General features: G+C 62.8%; 14 protein-coding genes. 7 read left to right on the forward strand and 7 right to left on the reverse strand.

Going from position 1 to position 16,780, the window contains the following annotated elements; translation table 11 throughout:
* Positions 1-8 precede the first annotated feature (8 nt).
* The 6 genes from HX824_RS04265 to HX824_RS04290 form a co-directional block, all read right to left on the reverse strand.
* Complete coding sequence (locus tag HX824_RS04265) at positions 9-1,619, reverse strand: 5-guanidino-2-oxopentanoate decarboxylase (RefSeq protein ID WP_177054175.1); 1,611 nt, start codon at positions 1,617-1,619, stop codon at positions 9-11.
* An 11-nt stretch (positions 1,620-1,630) separates the two neighbouring features.
* Positions 1,631-3,730 carry an acetate--CoA ligase family protein gene (locus tag HX824_RS04270; RefSeq protein ID WP_177054176.1) on the reverse strand — a complete coding sequence of 700 codons (2,100 nt, stop codon included), beginning with the start codon at positions 3,728-3,730 and terminating at the stop codon, positions 1,631-1,633.
* Between the two features lie 18 nt (positions 3,731-3,748).
* The gene (locus HX824_RS04275) at positions 3,749-4,909 is read right to left on the reverse strand and encodes an acyl-CoA dehydrogenase family protein (RefSeq protein ID WP_008436052.1); all 1,161 of its coding nucleotides are present in this window, start codon (positions 4,907-4,909) and stop codon (positions 3,749-3,751) included.
* A 41-nt stretch (positions 4,910-4,950) separates the two neighbouring features.
* Positions 4,951-5,742, reverse strand: coding sequence for an enoyl-CoA hydratase/isomerase family protein (locus tag HX824_RS04280; RefSeq protein ID WP_177054177.1), 792 nt, complete (start codon positions 5,740-5,742; stop codon positions 4,951-4,953).
* Positions 5,743-5,896: 154 nt separating this feature from the next.
* On the reverse strand, positions 5,897-6,535 hold the full coding sequence (locus HX824_RS04285; protein WP_102605443.1) for a TetR family transcriptional regulator C-terminal domain-containing protein: 639 nt from the start codon (positions 6,533-6,535) through the stop codon (positions 5,897-5,899).
* A 41-nt stretch (positions 6,536-6,576) separates the two neighbouring features.
* The gene (locus HX824_RS04290; RefSeq protein ID WP_177022036.1) at positions 6,577-7,335 is read right to left on the reverse strand and encodes a class II aldolase/adducin family protein; all 759 of its coding nucleotides are present in this window, start codon (positions 7,333-7,335) and stop codon (positions 6,577-6,579) included.
* Positions 7,336-7,466: 131 nt separating this feature from the next.
* Between HX824_RS04290 and HX824_RS04295 the strand changes: the two genes are divergently transcribed.
* The 7 genes from HX824_RS04295 (at position 7,467) to HX824_RS04325 (ending at position 15,596) form a co-directional block, all read left to right on the forward strand.
* Complete coding sequence (locus tag HX824_RS04295) at positions 7,467-9,422, forward strand: FAD-dependent oxidoreductase (RefSeq protein WP_102605441.1); 1,956 nt, start codon at positions 7,467-7,469, stop codon at positions 9,420-9,422.
* Positions 9,398-9,988 carry a cupin domain-containing protein gene (locus tag HX824_RS04300; protein ID WP_177054179.1) on the forward strand — a complete coding sequence of 197 codons (591 nt, stop codon included), beginning with the start codon at positions 9,398-9,400 and terminating at the stop codon, positions 9,986-9,988. The genes HX824_RS04295 and HX824_RS04300 overlap by 25 nt, the downstream gene beginning before the upstream one ends.
* A 122-nt stretch (positions 9,989-10,110) precedes the next feature.
* Positions 10,111-10,299 (forward strand): hypothetical protein, encoded by a 189-nt coding sequence (locus HX824_RS04305; protein ID WP_003208968.1) that lies wholly within the window; start codon positions 10,111-10,113, stop codon positions 10,297-10,299.
* 3 nt (positions 10,300-10,302) lie between these two features.
* Entirely contained in the window at positions 10,303-11,130 is an 828-nt protein-coding gene (locus tag HX824_RS04310; RefSeq protein ID WP_087694888.1) for a hypothetical protein, read from the forward strand.
* Between the two features lie 181 nt (positions 11,131-11,311).
* Positions 11,312-12,700, forward strand: a complete 1,389-nt coding sequence (locus tag HX824_RS04315; RefSeq protein WP_008436038.1) for an amidase — start codon at positions 11,312-11,314, stop codon at positions 12,698-12,700.
* Between the two features lie 95 nt (positions 12,701-12,795).
* Complete coding sequence (locus HX824_RS04320; RefSeq protein ID WP_008436037.1) at positions 12,796-14,148, forward strand: citrate-proton symporter; 1,353 nt, start codon at positions 12,796-12,798, stop codon at positions 14,146-14,148.
* A gap of 101 nt (positions 14,149-14,249) precedes the next feature.
* A complete protein-coding gene (locus tag HX824_RS04325) occupies positions 14,250-15,596 on the forward strand; it encodes an OprD family outer membrane porin (RefSeq protein ID WP_177054178.1) in 1,347 nt (448 codons plus the stop codon).
* 9 nt (positions 15,597-15,605) lie between these two features.
* Here HX824_RS04325 and HX824_RS04330 read toward each other — a convergent pair whose 3' ends face one another.
* Positions 15,606-16,508: a LysR family transcriptional regulator gene (locus tag HX824_RS04330; RefSeq protein WP_003208975.1), complete on the reverse strand. Its 903-nt coding sequence runs from the start codon at positions 16,506-16,508 to the stop codon at positions 15,606-15,608.
* Positions 16,509-16,780: the final 272 nt, after the last annotated feature.

The raw sequence follows: 16,780 nt of genomic DNA on the forward strand, positions 1-16,780 counted from the left end.
TTGCTCCTCTAAAGGTTCACACAGGCATGCTTCAACTCGATCAAGGTCACGCCGTTGCGCTTGAAACCGTTACGCAAATCCGTCTGCAGCTCATCCAGGTTCTGTGGCTCGCTGACCGTGCAGCCGAACGCCCGCGCCAGGGCGGCGAAGTCCGGGTTGCGCGGCAGTACGCCGATGGGTTCGATGTCCAGGTTCAGCATGTCGTCGCGAATCTGACCCAGGGCGTCGTTATTCCAGAGCAACACCACCAGCGGGCTGTCCAGTTCTTCCACGGCCGTGGCCAGTTCCTGGGCGGTGTAGAGAAAGCCGCCGTCGCCCACCAGCACCAGGCCGGGCCGTTGCGGTGCGCCGAACTTGGCGCCGATACCGGCCGGCAGGCCATAGCCCAGGGTGCCGTAGCCGGTGGGATGCAGCCAACTGCGGGTGGTGTTGCTGGGAAAGGCGTAGTTACCGGTGTAGGCCAGTTGGGTCATGTCACTGCTGATGAAGGCATTGGCGGGCAACTCGGCGGCGACGCGGTCGAGAATCGCCTGGTGAATCCGTTGCAACGGACCATGGCCGCTGCTGACTGCCTGGCGTAACGTCGCGACCGCAGCGGTGGCGGCATCCGCGTTGCGCGGCGTGGCTGGCAAGCGTTCCAGCAAAGCCAGCGTCGTTTGCTGGGCATCACCGTGCAACGCGACGGCGCAAGGATAGAAATCGTTGAACTTGCGCGGGTCGATATCCACCCGCAGCAGCTCGCCATTAATCGGCAGGCGTTCACGCCAGAAGTCGGTATCGGCCATTTCGGTGCCGATGGCCAACACCACATCCGCCTCGGCGATGAGCTGCCAGCCGGGCTCGACACACAGGGTCGAACCGGCATTCAGCGGATGCTCCACCGGCAACAATCCCTTGCCGGCGACACTGCTGAAAAACGGCGCCGCCAACTGCGTACTCAAGCGCTGCAAGGCATCGGCCGCCAACAGCGCACCGCCACCGGCAATGATCATCGGGCGCTTGGCCGCGGCCAGTTTTGCCATTGCCTGATCAAGGCTTTCAGCCGATGGCAAACCGCGTCCGGGACGGCGCACCACCTCATTGCTCCAGTCCCGTTTGATCGGCGCCGACAGTACATCCAGCGGCACCGAAATATGCACCGGGCGCGGTCGCTCACTGTCGAACACCGCGTAGGCCCGCGCGATCAACTCCGGCAAATCCTCGGCACTCAACGCCACCGCTGAAAACGCAGTGATGGGCGCGGTCATCGCCCGCTGGTCCTGGGTTTCATGCAGGCAGCCCCAGCCTTTGCCGAGGCTGGCGGTGTGGTTGACGCTGGAAATCACCAGCAGCGGAATCGAGTCGGCATACGCCTGGCCGATCGCCGTCGCGGCGTTGGTCACCCCCGGCCCGGTGATGATGAAACACACCCCCGGCTTGCCGCTGACCCGCGCATAACCGTCGGCCATAAAGCCGGCGCCCTGCTCGTGGCGGGTCAGCACATGCCGAATACCGCTGCCCGGCAAGCCTCGATACAGCTCCAGCGTGTGCACGCCGGGAATCCCGAACACCGTGTCGACACCATAGTTGGCCAGCAATCGCACCAGGGCCTGGCCGCCCGTCAAGGTTTTGCTTTGCATTGTCATCTCCTTCACGCCTGGGCGAGACGGATCAATGCATCGACCGCCGTGGCGCCCCGGGCATTGACCAGCAATGGGTTTACATCGAGTTCCAGCAACTGCCCGGCGTTGGCGCAGGCGTAGTCGGCCACCGCACGAATCGCCGCCACCAGGGCTTCCATGTCGGCCACTTCGCGTCCGCGAAAGCCTTGCAGCAATGCGGCGCTGCGCAGGCCGAGCAAGGCGTTGCGGATTGCGTCGTCGGTGGTCGGCAACAGCAGGCTGCGGCTGTCCTTGAGCAACTCCACAAGGATTCCACCGGCGCCGATCACCAGCGCCAGGCCGAAGTCGTTTTCGCGCTTGATGCCGACAATCAGCTCGGCCAGCGGCGGCGTAGCCATGGACTCCAGCAGCAGCTGATCGAACGGCACATCCGGCGCATAAGCGGCGATTTGCTCGCGCATATGAGCCAGGGCAGCAGTCAAGGCGAAGCCGTCCTGCAGGTTGAGCGCCACGGCGCCGGCTTCGGTTTTATGCGGCAAGTCGGCACTGACGGCCTTGAGTACCAGCGGGTAACCCAGCACTTTGGCATCGGCGATGGCCCGCTCGGGAGTGCTCAAGACACCGGCTGGCGTGGTCAGGCCGAAAGCCCGTAAAGCCTGCTTGGAATCCCATTCATCCAGCGACTGTCCGTGTTGTTCAAGCGCTTGCGGGCACAGCGGCACCAGTATCGACTCACCCCGCGCCAACAACGCCCGGCGATTGTTTTGATAGTCGGCAATCCGGCCCCAGGCCGCCAGCGCATCTTCCACGCCTTGCAACGCGGCAACGCCCTGGGCATGCAGACGCTCGCGAGCGTGGGCCGGCAGCAATTCGGGAAATGCAGAGGTGACAAAGCCAGTCTTGCCGTGGCGAGTCAGCGCACTGCAAAACAGCTCCAGCAGCAGGTCGCACTCCTTGCGCTCACCGGTAAATTCCGCCGGGTAGTCGAGCACCAGCATTGCCGCATCCGCTTCGGTGCGCAGTGCCGTGTCGAGCATCGTATTAAGCGCGTCGCTGTTGCCCCAGATGGCCGTGGTGAAATCCAGCGGGTTGACCAGGTTGGCGTAGCTGGGCAGCACCTGCGCCAACTCTTCACGCTGGCCTTCGTCGAGCTTCGGCAGGCTCAAATCGTTGCGCTCGGCGTAGTCGGCAATCAACCCGGCATCACCACCGGAACAGGCCAGGGCGATCAGGCTGTTGCCCGCCGGCAGATTACCGCAGGCCGCCGCTTTCAGGGTCTCGACAAAACTCACCGGCCCGCTGACCCGGATCACACCCAGGCGCGCGAACAGACTGTCGTACAGCGCATCGGAACCCGACAACGAACTGGTATGACTCAAAGCCAACTCGGCGCCGATCTGTGACACCCCGGTTTTCAGGGCGATGATCGGAATGCCTTTCTCCAGGGCCTTGTGGGCCGCACGGGCGAACCCCGGCACATTCTTCAAGCCTTCCAGGTGCAAGCCAATCGCTGTAACGCGCGGCTCGTCGAGCAGCACGTCCATCAACTCGGCAACCCCCAACTGCGCCTGGTTGCCCACCGATGCCATATAGGCCACCGGCAGCGAACGGTCGCTCATGGACAGGTTGTAGGCAAAGTTGCCGCTCTGGGTCAGCACCGCAACGCCCTTCTCGACCGGCTTGCCGCCATGGGCCACCGGCCACAACGCCGAGCTGTGCAGGTAATCCAGCAGGCCATAGCAATTGGGGCCCAGCAGTGCCATCTCGCCAGCGGCCTTGAGCAGTTGTTGCTGCAAGGCTTGGCCCTCGGCGCCGGTTTCGGCAAACCCGGAGGCGTAGCAGATGGCGCCACCGGTGCCAATGGCCGCCAGTTCGGCAACGCAGGTCAGGGTCAGCTCGCGATTGGTAGCGATAAACACCGCATCCGGACCGCACGGCAAATCGGCCACGCGACGCACGCAGGGAACGCCATCGAGGCTGTCATGTTGCGGGTTGACCAGCCACATCTGGCCGGCAAAACCACCGTCGGCGCAGCGCTTGAGGGCACGGGCCATGCTGCGCCCACCGACAAACGCCAGGTGACGGGGCGCCAGCAGGCGCTTGAGATTGTCGCGAATAGCCTGGGACATAAGCGTTCTCCGACCCGATCAACGCAACAGTGGCCGCAACAGTTCGCGGGCAATAATGTGGCGCTGGATTTCCGAAGTGCCTTCCCAGATCCGCTCGATCCGCGCGTTGCGCCAGATGCGCTCCACCGGGCCTTCGTCCATCAAACCCATGCCGCCATAGATTTGCACTGCTTCATCGGCAACCTTGCCCAGTACTTCGCTGGCAAACAACTTGGCCATGCCGGCCTCGCCGTCGGTCATGGTGCCCTGGTCCATTTTCCAGGCGGTGTTCAGGGTCAGCAGTTCGGCCGCACGGATTTGCGTGGCCATGTCGGCGAGCTTGAACGAGATGCCTTGGTAGGTGCCGATGGGCTGGCCGAACTGCTTGCGGTCGGCCGCCCATTGCAGGGAAACGTCCAGCGCACGCTGGGCCTGGCCGACGCAGTTGGCAGCCACCATCACCCGGCCTGCGGTCAGCCAGGCATTGGCGACTTCCCAACCTTTGCCGACTTCGCCGAGGACTTTGGAGGCTGGTACGCGGCAGTCGTCGAAGAACATTTCATAAGTGTGGTAGCCGCGGTTGCTGACGCACTTGGGGCCCCGGCGAATGGTCATGCCCGGCGTGCCACGGTCCACCAGGAACGAGGTCACCGCATTGCGTTGGCGACCGTTGTGTTCGTAGGTGTCGGTAACGGCAAACACGATGGCGAAATCCGCGTGGCCGGCGTGGCTGATGAAGTGCTTGCTGCCATTGAGCACAAAGTCATCACCGCTGCGCACGGCGCGGGTCTTGATCGCATTGGCGTCGGAACCGGCACCCGGTTCGGTCAGGGCAAAGCAGTCGATCTTCTTGCCCTGCACGCACGGCAACAGGTACTCGCCAATCTGCGCGCCGGTGCAGGCCATGAGGATTTTCGACGGCCGGGCGACAAACACATGCAGCGCCCAGGAGACTTTCGACAACTCACGCTCGATCAACGCCTGTGACAGGTAATCCAGGCCGCCACCGCCGACGTCTTCCGGCATGTTGAAGGCATAGAAACCGGCAGCGATGGCCTTGTCACGAATCTGCGCGGCAAGCTCCGGCGAAACTTCATCGGCGCGGTCCACTGCCTCCTCGTGGGGCAACAACTCCTTGGCAACAAAACTGCGTACCGCGTCCACCAACATGTCTTGTTCTTGGCTGGGCTGGAAATTCATGGCGCTACCTGTCGATCGTTCGAGGGTGTTTTGAAGGGGAATCAGTTGCCGGAGAAGTTCGGTGGGCGCTTTTCCATCGAGGCGCGCAGGGCTTCAGCACCGTCGGCGCTGCGTCCACACAGCAAACCGGCGGCGAGCTCCGCCTGAAGCTGCTCGGGCAGGCTGCGCTCGGCGCCTTCGCGGATGAGGGTTTTGGTCTGGGCAAACGCAAAGGTCGGGCCGTTGGCCAGGCGCGTGGCCAGCTCGGCGACGTGGGTATGCAGTTGCTCGTCGGCAACGACTTCGCCCACCAGCCCGGCGGCCAGGGCGCGGTCGGCGCTCCACAATTCATCGAGGAACAGCAGGCGCTTGGCTTGCTCGCTGCCGATCAGGCGCGGCAGATGCCAGCTGGCGCCGGCGTCCGGCGAGTAGGCCATGCTGGTGTAGCCGGCCTTGAAGCGTGCCGATTGCGCGGCGACGCGCAGGTCGCAGCACAGGGTGAGGTCCATGCCGGCACCGACCGCCGTGCCATTGATGGCGGCGAGGGTAGGTTTGTCGAGGGTGTGCAGGCGGGTCATCAGGGCGTGGGCGGTTTCGGTCCAGCCGTAGGTTTCGAGGGCGCCACGGGCTTCGGCATCGGCCCATTCGGCAAGGTCGGCACCGGCGCAGAAGCTGCGACCGCTGCCGGTCAGTACCACCACGCGCACAGCCGGGTCGCGGTTGAAACCGTCCAGCAAGGCATGCAGGTGCTTGAGGGTCGGGATGTCCAGGGCATTGCGCTGGGGGCCGCGATTGAGGGTGATCCAGGCAACGCCTGCCTGCACCTGAGTGAGCACGGACGGATCTGTAGTCATGGAATCCTCGAATTATTTTAATTGGCTTGAGGGGTGCGACATGGGGCGATACTAAACGAGTGTTCAGTAAGGAGGCAATCGGGTAACTGCAAATATTTTTCGAGGGGAAAATGCCGGCCCGGACATTGCGTCCAGGCGGCGCGGAATCGTCAGTTCAGGGTTTGATCTGGAAGCGCTTGCGCCCGCCCGACTGCAAGCCATCGACCCAGGCTTCGCAGATCTGGATGCCCTGCTCCGGGGTGAAGGTGCCGGGATTGAGCCCCGATTCCAGCCACAAGCCGTCGAGCAAGGCGCTCAAGGCGATGGCCGCCAAATCGGCATCGAACTGCTTCCAGCCCTCCTCTCCGGCCATGTCCACCAAGGCCGTACGCATGATGGTGCGGTACTCGCCATAGGAGTGTTCGTGGGCCTGGTTGATCGCCGGGGCCGTCTTGACCGCCCCCCAGAACACCAGCCAGGCATCCAGCAGTTGCGGGTCGAGCAATTCGGGGGAGAACGAGCCGCGGAAGAACGCCGACAGCCGCTCCCGCGGACTGGGCGGCGCCTTGGCCATCGCATCCCGCAGCAGGTCCATCACCTGCCGGGTGATTGACCGATAGGCCTCGGCCACCAGCTCATCCTTGCCCGAATAGTGGTGACTGATCAGCCCCACCGACACCCCGGCCTCGGCGCTGATCTTGCGGATCGACGCGCCCTGGAAGCCGTCGCGCTTGAGGCAGGCCAACGTCGCCTGCACCAGATTGGCCTTGCGCAACTCCGGTTCCATGCGGGAGAAACGGGATTCCTGGGTCATGAGGCGGTGTCCTTGGGTTGAGTCGGCTGGACGACTCTACCTCACTCCCGGAACCCCGGCGACACCCGATCCAGTAACCGCAGCAATGCCGCCCATGCCAGTTGCATGGCGTCCGGGTCTGCCAGTTCGCCCTCTTCCAGTGGCCGGCCTGGCTCATTGAACTGCCGCTCGGTGTATTCACACACGTGCGCAGGCGGCAGGATCAGCTTGCCGCACGCCTGGGCGGCGATCTGGATATCGCAGGCCTTCTCCAGGTAATACATGCGCAGGAACGCCTGGCTGACCGTCTCCCCTACCGTCAACAAACCATGGTTGCGCAGCATCAACACCGGCTTGTCGCCGAGGTCGCGCACCAGTCGCTGTTGCTCGTCCATGTCCAGCGCCACGCCTTCGTAGTCGTGGTAGGCGACCTTGCCGTAGAACTCCATGGAAATCTGGTTCACCGGCAACAGCCCGCATTCCAGTGCCGCCACCGCACAGCCGGCGCGGGTGTGGGTGTGCAGCACGCACTGCGCATCTTCGCGGGCGCCGTGAATCGCGCTGTGAATCACAAACCCCGCCGGGTTGACACCATGGGCCGAAGCCTCGACCGCACGTCCGTCCAGGCCGATCTTCACCAGGCTGGAGGCGGTGATCTCCTCGAACATCAGCCCATAGGGGTTGATCAAAAAGTGATGCTCGGGCCCCGGGATACGCACCGAGATATGGGTGAAAATCAAATCGCTCATGCGAAAGTGCGCGATCAGCCGGTAGCAGGCGGCAAGCTCTTCGCGCAGCTGTCGTTCGGTGGCCCCAGGCATTTTTATTCTCCAGGCGGGTGGGTGATGTGGTTGACGCTAATCCAGTCGCCAGTAAAAAAACAAGTTGATTTTTTACTGAGGCTGACCTCCTATAGAAAAATAATAACAACAGCGCCTGGAGTATCCCCACCATGTCGCCCCATGCCTTTCCGCATCTTTTTGAACCGTTGGTACTGCGTGGCAAACGCCTGAAAAATCGCATCATGTCCAGCGGGCACGACACCTCGATGCCCACCGACAACCAGGTCAACGAGCAGTTGATCGCCTACCACCGGGCACGCGCCGAAGGCGGCGTGGGGTTGATTGTGTTGCAGGTGGCCGGGGTGCACGACAGCGCCCGCTACACCTCCCATGTGCTGATGGCCACCGATGACAGCTGCATCGACGGCTATCGCCGACTGGCCGAAACCTGCCACGCCCACGGCACCGTGGTGCTGTCGCAGATTTTCCATCCAGGGCGGGAAATCATGGAGTCGGCCGACGGTTTGCTAGCGGTGGCTTACTCGGCTTCCGGGGTGCCCAACGAACGCTTCCGGGTGATGCCGCGCGCCCTTGACCAGACAATGATCGACGAGATCGTCGCCGGCTACGGCGCTGCGGCAAGGCGCCTGTATCAGGCCGGGATTGACGGTGTGGAAGTGGTCGCCAGCCATGGTTACCTGCCTGCGCAATTTCTCAACCCGCGGGTGAATCGCCGCACCGACGGCTACAACGGCGAGCTGGAACAACGCCTGCGTTTCCTGCGGGAAATCATCGCCACGGTGCGTGCCGAAACCGACGAGCACTTCATCATCGGGCTGCGCATTTCTGCCGATGAACGCGACCCCGAAGGCCTGACCGAAGAGGATTCCCTGGCCGCCGTGCAACAGCTGCAATCACACCTGGATTATGTGCACATCGTTGCCGGCACCTCGGCCTCCCTCGGCGGCGCGATCCATATCGTGCCGCCCATGGCCATTGCCCCGGCGTACCTGGCGACAGAAGCGGCGACGTTCAAGACGCACCTGTCGATTCCGCTGTTCGTCACCGGGCGCATCAACCAGCCCCAGGAGGCCGAATTGATGCTGCAACGCGGCCAGGCCGATGTGTGCGGCATGACCCGCGCACTGATCTGCGACCCGCGCATGCCGGCCAAGACCTCAAGCGGCCATGCCGAGGATGTACGGGCGTGCATCGCCTGCAATCAGGCGTGCATCGGCCACTTCCACAAAGGCCTGCCGATCTCCTGCATCCAGCATCCCGAGACCGGCCGCGAATTGCAGTTTGGCCAACTGCAACCGGCACTGCGACGCCAGCGGATCATGGTCGCCGGTGGCGGCCCGGCAGGGATGAAAGCGGCAGCGGTGGCGGCGCAGCGCGGACATGAGGTGACCTTGTATGAAGCCAGTGCCCAATTGGGCGGCCAAGTGCTTCTGGCGCAGTTACTGCCCCGGCGCAGCGAGTTCGGCGGGGCCAGTACCAACCTGCAGCGCGAGATGGAACTGGCCGGGGTCCGCGTGGTGCGCAACACCCGCGTCGACCGCGCATTGGTGGAACGCGAACAACCTGACCGGGTGATCATCGCCACCGGCGCCGAGCCCTACTGGCCGGCCTTCGAACGCGGCGGCGAGCTACAGGTGGTGGATGCCTGGCAAGTGCTGCGCGATGAGGTGCAACTGGGCCGTTCGGTGGTCGTCGTGGACTGGCGTTGCGACTGGATCGGCCCGGGCATTGCCGAGCGCCTCACCCGTGCCGGCCATCAGGTGCAACTGGCGGTGAACGGTACCCATTGCGGGGAAAACCTGCCGTTGTACGTGCGTGACCAACTGGCCGGCGAACTGCATCGGCTGGGCATTCCGATCATCCCATACGCCCGTTTGTACGGCTGCGACGACACTACCGTCTACCTGCAACACACCGCCAGCGGCGAGCCGATGCTGCTGGAAAATATCGACACCCTGGTGTTGTGCCAGGGCCACCAGCCGGTGGACACTCTGGGCGCAGAACTGGAAGGCCTGGTGGCGTTCACGCGGATCGGCGATTGCCTGGCGCCGCGTACCGCCGAAGAGGCGATTTATGAAGGATTGAAAGTAGCGTGGGACATTTGAACGACCAACCGCCACAGCTGTTTCTCGGCACCCGCATCCGCGGCTTGCGCAAGGCCCGGGGCATGACGCTTACCGAATTGGCGCAGATGAGCGAATTGACGGCCGGTTATATCAGCCAACTGGAACGCAACCTCGCCTACCCGTCGATCCCGGCCTTGTTCAACATCGCCCGCAGTCTGGGGGTGACGATCCAGTGGTTTTTTGCCAGTGAGACCACGCCGGCAGCGAAGGATGAAGGTTTTGTGGTGCGCAGGAACAATCGCCAGAGCATTCACTATGAGGACGGGATCGTCGACCAGTTGCTGACGCCCCTGCCCAATCATCAATTGGAGATGCTGCACTCGCGCTTTCCACCGGGCACCTATAGCCAGCAGAGCTATAGCCATGAGGGTGAAGAGGCGGGTTATGTGTTGAGCGGAACGTTTGAGTTATGGGTGGGCGAGCGGCATTTTCAGCTGGCTGAAGGCGACAGTTTCAGCTTCCCCAGCAGTGAGCCCCATCGGTATGGCAACCCCGGAAAGGTGGATGCGGTGGTGATCTGGGTGATTACGCCGCCGACGTTTTAGACCGTTGGGGCAACTAAGGACGTTTCCTACGATACGCGGGGAGTTCTGGATGGGGGCCATCAGTAGTCGGTAAAAACGGCTCTTGCTATAAAACCGACTACTTTTTTATGAGGGTGCCGGTCATGTTTGAGTCGTTTGCGTGGTTCAAGAAACCCACTGAGGAAGATCTGGAAAATATCAGGGCTATCAAGCGGTACAAAACCATGAGGATAGTGGGTGAGTGGGGTATTTCTGTCGACCCGGCGGAAATCGCCAACTCACCCGAGTTCAAGGAACACAAGCGCAAGATACGTGAACTGATATTCAAATAACCCATGGGGCTACTACTGATACTGCCGTTACTGGTGAGTGGCTATTTGGTGTGTTTGAAACACCCCGGCCATTACTGCCGCCTCCACCGCTTTGAGGGCCAGTTACTCTATCTACAGGTCGCAAGATTAGGCTGGACCTGCCTCGTACTGTCGTTCGTACTGACCACTTTGATTCTTTGCCTGTCCAAACAGCCGCTGCAACTGGCTGGCCAGACAATCCCCATTGATTACAGTGCTTATCTGGGCAAGCTGCTGATAGAGCTGGATATTGCCACCGAGAGAAATCATGGCCTCTGGGTATTTTTGCTCCAGGTCGGCCTGACAGCCATGATCATTCCCTACTGCTGGGCGCGATTATTTGTGCGTTGGCGTCGACGAAGACTGCAACTTGCTTCAGAGGAGGAACTGAACCAGCAATTGATGCTCGAGCTTCTAACGGGGCGCCCCCTCAGGACCCTGCTCAGGGAATCCATTGCGCGCGGCTCTCAATGCATGTTCACGCTCAACGATCGGAATGTTTATGTGGGCGTTGTTTCATCCATCTGCGAGCCGAATGAGTCCGAAGGTATAGATCACGCCTTCAGTCTGATTCCGACCTGCAGCGGCTATCGCGACAAGGACACCTTGGAAATCATCCTCGATACTGAATACCCGGATGCGTCAGACGCTATTTCCATCATGCTGCTCCAGGAAGCGGTGGTATCAGCCACCCGCTTTGACCCTGCGACGTGGATGTCTTTCCAATCCCGCATACGGGCAAAACCCCAGCCTATCCGGAGCTATCGTCGTGAGTCGGCACGCAGGAAAAAGACGCCAGGTGCCTGCGCCTGAGGTCCTCCCGCCAAACAGTAAACCTTCCAGCCATTCCCACATCTACCCGCCGGTTTCAGTGCACACAAAAACGCAACACTGAACTGCACCGATTGTGATGGCCGCTTCACACCGGGGTTTATATAGTCGTTCCTACTGCAACCCGCCATGAGCCAGCCGGCCCATCACAAGGAAGCGTTCGATGACTGACCTGCATACCCTTACGGCCGCCGAACTGCTGGCGCAATTTGCCAGCCGGCAACTCGCGCCCATCGACTACTACGACCAACTCCTGGCCCACATCGACCGCTGGGAGCCGCAGATCAACGCGCTCTATGCCTTCGACCCGCAACAGGTGCGTCAGCAGGCCCAGGCCTCCACCGAGCGCTGGAACAAGGGCCAACCCAACGGCGCCCTTGATGGCGTACCGGTGACTCTCAAGGAATTGATCGCCACCGAAGGCGTGCCCATTCCCCTCGGCAGCGCGGCTACCCGCCTGACCCCGGCCCTCAGGGACGCACCGCCCGCAGCCCGCATGCGTGAAGCGGGCGCGATAATCCTGGCCAAGACCACCAACCCGGACTTCGGCATGCTGTCTTCCGGCCTGTCGAGCTTCCACGGCATCACCCGCAACCCGTGGAACACCGCCAACAACACCGGCGGTTCCAGCTCCGGTGCCGCCGCAGCGGCCGCCGCCGGTTACGGCCCGCTGCACGTGGGCACCGACATCGGTGGCTCGGTGCGCCTGCCCGCCGCCTGGTGCGGCCTGGTGGGATTCAAGCCGACCCTGGGCCGCATCCCCATCGACCCGTACTACACCGGCCGCGCCGCCGGGCCCATGACCCGCACCGTCGACGACTGCGTGCTGTTGATGCAACACCTGGCCCGCCCCGATGCCCGCGATGCCACCAGCCTTCCGCCGCTCACCACCCAGTGGAGTAACCAGCCGCTGTCAGTCAGGGGCCTGCGCGTCGGCCTGATGCTTGAACCCGGCGCAGGCATGCAGCCTGAGGGCTTCGTGTGTGAAGCCGTGGAGCAAGCCGCGCGGCTGTTCGAAGCCCACGGCGCCAAGGTCACGCTGATCCCGCCAATCATGGACCGCGCACAACTCGATGGCCTCGACCATTTCTGGCGCGCCCGCCAGTGGGGCGATTTGTCGGCCCTGAGCAGCGAGCAGTTCGACAAGGTCTTGCCGTACATCCGCGACTGGGCCGCGCCGGGCGCCGAGATCAGCGGCGTACAAGCCGTAAAGGGTTTCAACCAGACCTTTGAAATGCGCCGCCGCGCCGCGCAGGTGTTCACCGAACTCGACCTGGTGCTGTCCCCCACCAACCAGGTCAATGCCTTCCCGGCCGAGTGGCCATCGCCGAGCAACAACCCGCAACTGCCGTTCGAACACATCGTGTTCACGGTGCCGTGGAACATGGGCGAGCAACCGGCGTTGTCGATCAACTGCGGTTTCGCCGCCGATGGCATGCCCATCGGCCTGCAGATGATCGCCCCGCGTTTTGCCGATCAATGGCTGCTGCAAATCGCTAAAACCTACGAGAGCTGGCGTGGCGCAATCCACCACTGGCCGAATCCTTCCTGACTTTTGACGCTGTAAGAACTGCCCACCCACACGCCAGCTCCGGGCCCTCTTAGCCTGGAGCTCGGACGACCTATAACTAAAATCGAGGGGCTGGTATGCACACTGAGCAATTGACACGATCCGATCCTGATCACGCACCCGAAACACCGTCCCCGGACGCCGGCAAAAAGAGCATCTTCGCCGTGGTCCTGGGCAACGCCGTGGAGTTTTTCGACTTTGGTGTGTACGCAACCTTTGCGGTGATGATCGGCCACACGTTCTTCCCGTCCGACAGCGCTTTCGTCAGCCTGATGCTGTCGGTCACGGCGTTCGGTATCGGCTTTATCGTCCGGCCCCTGGGCGCAGTACTGATCGGCGCCTACGCCGACCGCGTCGGGCGCAAACCGGCGATGCTGTTGACCCTGGTAATGATGGCCGTGGGCACCGGCAGCATCGCGATATTGCCCGGTTACGAGACCATCGGTATCGCGGCGCCGATCCTGCTGGTGCTCACCCGCATGATCCAGGGCCTGGCCTGGGGCGGTGAAGCCGGCCCCGCCACCACCTACATCCTCGAAGCGGCGCCACCCCACAAACGCGGGACCTACGCCTGCTGGCAAGTAGTCGCCCAGGGCGTCGCAGCCATGGTGGCCGGGCTGGTAGGGTTCACCCTGACCAAGGTCATGTCCCCGGAAGACCTCAATAGCTGGGGCTGGCGCGTGCCGTTCGTGTTCGGCCTGCTGGTGTTGCCGATCGGCATCTACATCCGCCGCAACCTCGCCGAAACCTTCCACGGCCACGGCGAGCAAACCAGCACCGGCGACCTGGTACGGGAAGTCTGCGGCAAGCACCGGCGCGCACTGGTGCTGGGGTTGCTGATCCTTTCCGGCAGCACCATCACCCAGTACTTCCTCAACTACATGACCACCTTCGCCCTCACCGAACTGAAGCTTCCCACCAGCATTTCGATGCTCTCGACCCTGGTGGCCGGCGCCGCGATGGCCGTGTGCGCGGTGGCTGGCGGCATGCTCTGCGACCGCTTCGGGCGCCGTACGATCCTGATGACACCGCGGGTGGTGTTGCTGTTGATTTTATTCCCGGCCCTGCAACTGATGACCGAGCACCCAAGCCCGGCGACCTTCCTGTTGACCCTGGCGGTACTCTCGGGCCTGCACGGCATGAGTGGCGCGGCGCTGATCGTGTTGCTGGTGGAAAGCTTCCCGAAATCCGTGCGCTCCACCGGTTTCTCCATCGTCTACGCCTTCGGTGTGGCAGCGTTCGGCGGCACCGCGCAGATCATCATCACCTGGTTGATCGGCACCACCGGCGACCCGATGTCGCCGGTCTGGTACCTGCTGATCGCCAACCTGGTGTGCCTCACCGCCGCCTGGTTCGCCAAGGAAACCCGTCCGCCGCTGCCCGGCAGCCCGGCCCGCGAAACCCGGCTCACAGAAGCTTCGGTTCGCTGAATACCTTTTCCCACTGTCCCGCGTCTTTTCGCCACCGACCGGCAGCACCTGAAGGCCTGCCGGGACGGTCGCCTTACGTCTGATTTGTATGGGGATTTACCATGTATCCACGTCTTTTGCTGGCCGTCACCCTGGCGTCCAGCACCCAGGCTTTCGCCCAGGAAAACGCCCAGGCCAGCGCACCGGGCTTTCTCGAAGGCAGCACCCTGGACCTGAACCTGCGTCACTACTATTCCAACCAGCACACCAAACGCACCACCCACTTGAGCATCAAGAAAGCCGGCGGCGTCGAGCCCACGCGTGTACGGGAAACCTGGGTGCAGACCAGCATGCTCAAGTACAGCTCCGGCTACACCCAGGGCCTGATTGGCGTGGGCGTGGATGCGGGGATCTTCAGCGCGGTCAACCTGGAGCGCGGGCACGGCAAGGTGGCCAATGGCGGCGACCGGGTGCTGGTGGACGGCGACGGCGATGCGATTCCCACCTGGAGCCACCTGGGGGTGGGCGACGTGCGTTTTCGCCTGTCGAGCACCGAGATCAAGGCGGGTCGGCTGATGACCGACAATCCGATCCTGCGTTACAAGGACAACCGCGCCCTGCCCTCCAGCTTCCAGGGCGTGGGCTTGTTCAGCAACGAATTCGACTGGCTGTCGGTGCAGGGCGGCAGCTTCGAGCGGGCGATTCCACGCACCGGCACCGGCGCCGAAAAGCTCACCACCACCTTCGGCAACCGCGCCTACAGCGGCGCACGCATCAGCTACCTGGGAGCCACGGTAAAACCGGGTTACGGGCTGGAAGCCAGCGTCTACGCGTCGCGTTTCGAAGACATGTGGGACCAGACCTACGTCGGCCTGACCCACCGCATCGGTGACAAAAGCGACATCGCCTTGAAGACCGCCTTCAACTACTACCACACCAGCGACTCGGGCGACAAAAACCTCGGCTACATCGACAATAACGCCGCCAGCCTGGCCTTCACCGCCACGCACCTGGCCCACAGCCTGACCCTGGCCTGGCAGCAGGTATTCGGCAACGAATACTTCGACTACGTGTGGGAGTCCACCGGCAACTACATGGCCAACTCGCTGTACTCGGACTACAACGGCCCCAACGAAAAGTCCTGGCAGTTGCGCTACGACCTGGACTTCGCCGCCTACGGTGTGCCCGGCCTCACCGCCAGCCTGTGGCACGCCAAGGGTTGGGACATCGACGGCACCCATTACGATGGCGACCGCAACGGTCACAACACCGGCTACAACGTGCGCAGCCTGGATGGCGCCAAGCACAACGAAAACGGCTTGATGCTGGCCTATGTGATTCAGTCCGGAACGCTCAAGAACACCGTACTGCGCACCATCGTCTACAACCATCGCGCCAGCGGCGGGCAGATTGACGGCAGCTACGATGAGTTCCGCCTCGTCGCCAATGTGCCGATCAACATCTTCTGAGGCTCAGGCTCAGTTCAGCGAACAACGCTGCATCGCCCCCGCCAGCATTTCCTGACACTTGAGCACCGCCACCGAGCGGGGGCGGTTGCGGTACACGCAGAGGTCGATGCGGATGCGGCCGAGGTCTTCATCGGCGATCGGCACGGCGACCAGGCCGTCGCCCAGGTCCCGCACGTCTGCCTCGACCTGGGGCAAAATCAGCACCGCTGCCCGTTGCCGGGCCAGGCTCTTCTGCACTTCCAGGGAGCTGGTGGTGAACACCGGTTCGAGGGTGACGCCGCGTTTTTTTGCCGCCACTTCCAAGGCCTGGCGCACGCCGTAGGCCGAGTCGGGAATCGCCAGGGGCTGGCCTTGCAGTTCGCTCAATTCGATGCTGTCGCGCTGGGCGAAGGGGTGTTCGGCGCTGACCAGCACCCGGTGCCATAACTGGCAGTGGGCGGTGACTTCGACGTCGGCGCGCTCTTGCAGGTAGAACGCCAGGCCCAGGTCCGCCTCGCCGCTGCACAGGGCGTCGAGGGTGGCCGAGGCGCTGGCGATCACGATGTTGAAGGTGACCTTGGGGTGGGCGCGGTAGAAGGTGGCGAGCACCGGGGCGAGCACGGTGGAAACGATACTTTCTGACACATGGATGCTGATGTTACCGGCCACCTGGCTTTGGCGGCTGGCGATGACTTCGCGTACCTGGTCGAGGCCGCGCAGGGTTGAGGTGACTTGTTCGGCCAGGCATTCGCCCTCGGCGGTGAGGCGGATGCCGCGGGGGCCGCGCTCAATCAGGGCGGCGCCGAAGAAGTGTTCCAGGTGTTCGATCTGGCGGCTGACGGCGGTGGGGGTGACGTAAAGACGTTCGGCGGCCTTACGCAGGGAGGCGCAGCGGGCGACCTCGTGGAAATATCGCAAGGCGCGTAGTTGCATGGGGGGTGCTCCTTTTTTGGGGGGTTGGATTGGGGGGGACGCAATTACTGCGCCATGCGGGTGTACATATCCGTTTCTTCGGTCACGGCGTCCTGCCGGTTTACCCGCTCTGCACTACCCGCGTTCGCTCAGATCAAGATCAAAAGCAAATCTGCTTTTCTGTGGGAGCTGGCTTGCCTGCGATGCAGACAACTCGGTGCATCAGGTACACCCAGTTGATGCCATCGCAGGCAAGCCAGCTCCCACATTTGACCGTGCCCGCTTTAGCTTTT

Source organism: Pseudomonas sp. D4002 (assembly GCF_013385665.1).
Taxonomy (GTDB): Bacteria; Pseudomonadota; Gammaproteobacteria; order Pseudomonadales; family Pseudomonadaceae; genus Aquipseudomonas.

What these genes read in the sequence shown, in the direction of transcription:
- HX824_RS04290 (WP_177022036.1), bottom strand. Translation starts at nt 7,335, where the DNA reads ATGCCTGGGGCCACCGAACGACAGCTGCGCGAAGAGCTTGCCGCCTGC.
- HX824_RS04265 (WP_177054175.1), bottom strand. Translation starts at nt 1,619, where the DNA reads ATGCAAAGCAAAACCTTGACGGGCGGCCAGGCCCTGGTGCGATTGCTG.
- HX824_RS04280 (WP_177054177.1), bottom strand. Translation starts at nt 5,742, where the DNA reads ATGACTACAGATCCGTCCGTGCTCACTCAGGTGCAGGCAGGCGTTGCC.
- HX824_RS04295 (WP_102605441.1), top strand. Translation starts at nt 7,467, where the DNA reads ATGTCGCCCCATGCCTTTCCGCATCTTTTTGAACCGTTGGTACTGCGT.
- HX824_RS04310 (WP_087694888.1), top strand. Translation starts at nt 10,303, where the DNA reads ATGGGGCTACTACTGATACTGCCGTTACTGGTGAGTGGCTATTTGGTG.
- HX824_RS04315 (WP_008436038.1), top strand. Translation starts at nt 11,312, where the DNA reads ATGACTGACCTGCATACCCTTACGGCCGCCGAACTGCTGGCGCAATTT.
- HX824_RS04275 (WP_008436052.1), bottom strand. Translation starts at nt 4,909, where the DNA reads ATGAATTTCCAGCCCAGCCAAGAACAAGACATGTTGGTGGACGCGGTA.
- HX824_RS04305 (WP_003208968.1), top strand. Translation starts at nt 10,111, where the DNA reads ATGTTTGAGTCGTTTGCGTGGTTCAAGAAACCCACTGAGGAAGATCTG.
- HX824_RS04285 (WP_102605443.1), bottom strand. Translation starts at nt 6,535, where the DNA reads ATGACCCAGGAATCCCGTTTCTCCCGCATGGAACCGGAGTTGCGCAAG.
- HX824_RS04325 (WP_177054178.1), top strand. Translation starts at nt 14,250, where the DNA reads ATGTATCCACGTCTTTTGCTGGCCGTCACCCTGGCGTCCAGCACCCAG.
- HX824_RS04320 (WP_008436037.1), top strand. Translation starts at nt 12,796, where the DNA reads ATGCACACTGAGCAATTGACACGATCCGATCCTGATCACGCACCCGAA.
- HX824_RS04270 (WP_177054176.1), bottom strand. Translation starts at nt 3,730, where the DNA reads ATGTCCCAGGCTATTCGCGACAATCTCAAGCGCCTGCTGGCGCCCCGT.
- HX824_RS04330 (WP_003208975.1), bottom strand. Translation starts at nt 16,508, where the DNA reads ATGCAACTACGCGCCTTGCGATATTTCCACGAGGTCGCCCGCTGCGCC.